We start from the raw sequence: 3,372 nt of genomic DNA, 5'->3' as shown, positions 1-3,372 counted from the left end.
CCCTGCGTGTGGCGTATATTGACGGGGTTGTTGAGACGTGGAATTCTCGGAGAATTAGTCAGGTACAGCGAGGCTCGATTTGCGCAGAATCGGCATATTCGGCTGGGGCATCGTGGCGCCCCGTTCGCCCAACATGGAGGCCTTTGCCCGCAACCTGGAGCAGTCGGAAAGCTGGCTCGCTCCGTTCGAAGGGTTCGGCCCCAACAACTTCCTGGTCGGGGAACCCGATTTCGACTTCCGGGACTACCGGGAATGGATCGACGCCCGGTTCCCGTCGAACCGGTACACCCGCCTGGTCGACAAGATGGACCCCACCACGCTGCATGCCGTCGGGGCCTTCATCCAGGCGCTGGAGCAGAATCCGGGCCTGGAACGGGAACTCCAGGCGCTGGGAACGGCCGCCCACGTGTACATCGGCACCGGCGTGGGCAATATCCCGACGATCAGCCGGATCAGCATGGAGCTATACCGGGCCCAGCGCGCATGGGACCGGTTCTGGGGTTCGGCCGAACGGAACGCCCGGCTTCGCGCATACCTTACCCGGCATGACGACGAAGGCGTGGACGAAGCCATGCCGCCCCATCCGGAAACCGCGCCTTCCGCGACGCGAGACCAGGCCGAAGAAGCCTGGAATGCCTACTGGACGTCCCAGTCTGAAGAACTGAAGTCATACCTGCAGACCCTCGCCGGGATCGAGGGCATGAACGTCGAGGGAACCGTCGAGTCGGGCAAGCTGAAGCTCATCCGTGAGAAGCAGCGCCGCAAGCAGCAGTTGCAGGATGATTGGGGTGCGCCCGAACCGCCGTGGGAATGCGTCTCCGCCGATCTGATCTGGAATATACACAACACGCCTGCGTCGCAGGTCACCATGATGGGGCAGATCAACGGGCTGTCGCTCGCGCCCGTGGCCGCCTGCTCCACCTTCGGCGTGTGCCTCAAGCTCGGCATGGATGCCATCCGGCGCGGCGAGGCGAAGGCTGTCGTCGTCGGCGCCACGGATCCGCCGCCCACGGCCCTGCTGGTGGGCGCCTTCTACCGTGCCCGCGTCTCCGCCGCGGACGGCGCCGTGTCCAAGCCCCTGACCGGGCTGCGCGGCACCCACGTCTCGGGCGGATCCGTGCTGTGGATCATCGGGGACTACGAATACATGGAGGAGAAGGGGTTCAGCCCGGTCGGGATGGAACCCCTGGCCGTAGGCGTCAGCTCCGACGCCGACCATATCATCACCCCATCGAAGGATGGTCCGCAGATGGCGGTCCACCAGGCCATAGCGGACGCCTGCATTTCCCCCGAAGACATCGCCTCGTGGGACCTGCACGCCACGGCGACGCCCGGAGATTTCCTGGAAATGGAAAACCTGCTCGAAATGGTGCCCGGCTCCGTGACCGTCACAGCGCGGAAGGGCACCTTCGGCCATGGCATGAGCGCCGGAGGAGGGTGGGAACTGACGGCGCAATACCTCGGCTACGAACGGGGCGCGCTATATCCCACGCCGCTCTCCCGCGACGAGGTGAATCCGGAAATCGGCAGCTTGCACACCCGGTTCGTCTACGATACGTCCTGTCCGCTCCCAGAGGGCATCGCCGGCAAGCTGTCCATGGGGATAGGAGGCATCAACGCCTGCGTCATTTCCCGGCCGCTTCGGGAGGACTGACGGCAGGAATTGACTCACTAGATATCCTTCCCTTAGATCTTTGAACGCAGAAAAGCCCCGTACCAGCAACGGGGCCTTTCCTTTTTTCGGGACCGCTCGCCCTTTTCAGTGGCCGTGGCTCCTACTTGGGGCGAACGGGAAGTTGTAACGAGATGACCGATAATAATGCAGGGCGGGATGCTGTATATGCCCTGTCGGGATAGTTCCGGGGGTCATTTCGAAACTAGGGTTGACGGATGCGTTTGTGGACACACCCGCCTCGCCGCAGGACTCTGTCAGCGCCCTGTCTACGGGACCCGGATTATCCCGATGTTATTCAGGCGCGTTTATGACTGTGATGGTAAATCTCAAACGCGCCTCTCTGGCTCCTGTAGCCGTCAGTGAAACGAAAGTCTCGTACGTGCCCTCTGTGATGCCCTCAGGGACTTGGCTCGCCGTAACCGTCACGGTGACACTACCACCAGTTGCCACAGTAGCTGCTCCATTATTAGCACCTGCCGCACCTACCGCTGGATCTACTTGTGCCGTTGCTGGAGAGGCATTGGGATCAGCAGCAGTCCCTGCAACAGGCGCCGCAGGAGTAACTCCCAAATTCCAAACCTCAAGCAGGTCGCTGGAAACCAAATCACGGAGATTGACTTCAAATTCGGTAGTGGCGTCGCCAGATGCAATGTCAGGCGTGGTAAAACCAGCCCCACCAGTTTTCCCTCTATCCCAAACAAAATTGTTGCCATTGTTCGAGGAACTGGGATCGATTTCTCTCGTGATTCTCTGGCCTGTGACTGTCACGCTGATACTGCCGCTCTCGCCTTCGGCCGTCGCCATAATTTCGGCGCTGCCAGAGCCCTTTCCGGTGATCATTGCATACTGACCGATAACCTTCACCTTCTTATCGTTCTCAGGGTCTTTTGACACGGTCACAGTGGCAACGGACTTGTCGGTGCTATCCCAGGACCAGTTAGAACGCGGCTCAACTGCTTCGCCATCCTCATCATGGGCTACGGCAGTTATTTCACTACCATACGTCTCGCCTGCCGCCAAGTTGAGTTCACTTGGCCCATCACTGTCACCAACCATAAAAACGATCGCATCGATAGGTTTGGTAACTGTGACTGTGAGTTTACCGGCGATGCCGGCCAACTCCGACTCAGCCATGACTTCGGCCGAACCGACCCCGGCGGCGGTGATCACGCCGTCTTCCAGGGTGATGGCTTCGTCATCATTCTTGGAAATGCCCAGTGTAACTGGGATACTAGGAAGGGCCTTCCCGCTCTGCGCACCTGCAACGGCTACAATCATAACCTCTTCACTGACCCTCATAACGGTCGAGAGGCCAATCGTCGCATCTGCTTTATCCGCTTCACCTATCGCGATCGCGATGTGGTGTGCTTGAGCCAACTGGATGGGATCGATGCCACCGGTGTCCGGGATTCCTGCCGGACCTTGCGGGCCTTCGGGGCCAGCTGGGCCTGCCGGACCAGTCTCACCCTGCGGACCCTCGGCGCCATCAGCACCAGCTGGGCCTGCCGGACCAGTCTCACCCGGGGCACCATCAGCACCAGCCGGGCCAGTTTCACCTTTGTCACCCTTCGCACCGGGCGTACCTGCCGGGCCCTGCGGACCCTGCGGGCCTACAGCACCCGTCTGGCCCGACGGACCTGCGGGGCCGGTCTTACCTTCGCATCCCATCAGGGACAAGCCGAAGGCCAATACAGCAA

At 61.0% G+C, this 3,372-nt stretch carries 3 protein-coding genes; 2 read left to right on the top strand and 1 reads right to left on the bottom strand.

The window, feature by feature from the left end:
* The first annotated feature begins 79 nt into the window (after positions 1–79).
* Positions 80–1,654: a beta-ketoacyl synthase N-terminal-like domain-containing protein gene (locus OXG98_08210; protein ID MCY3771988.1), complete on the top strand. Its 1,575-nt coding sequence runs from the start codon at positions 80–82 to the stop codon at positions 1,652–1,654.
* A gap of 312 nt (positions 1,655–1,966) precedes the next feature.
* On the opposite strand, the gene OXG98_08205 is transcribed toward OXG98_08210, so the two are convergent.
* Positions 1,967–3,052 (bottom strand): hypothetical protein, encoded by a 1,086-nt coding sequence (locus OXG98_08205; GenBank protein MCY3771987.1) that lies wholly within the window; start codon positions 3,050–3,052, stop codon positions 1,967–1,969.
* Here OXG98_08205 and OXG98_08200 point away from each other — a divergent pair.
* Positions 3,044–3,372 (top strand): hypothetical protein (locus OXG98_08200; protein MCY3771986.1); only part of this gene is annotated, 329 nt, incomplete at its 3' end. The genes OXG98_08205 and OXG98_08200 overlap by 9 nt on opposite strands.

Source organism: Gemmatimonadota bacterium (assembly GCA_026706345.1).
In the GTDB taxonomy this organism is placed as follows: domain Bacteria; phylum JAAXHH01; class JAAXHH01; order JAAXHH01; family JAAXHH01; genus JAAXHH01.
Note: the sequence above shows the minus strand (reverse complement) of the source record. Positions and strands in the feature narration are given on the sequence as shown.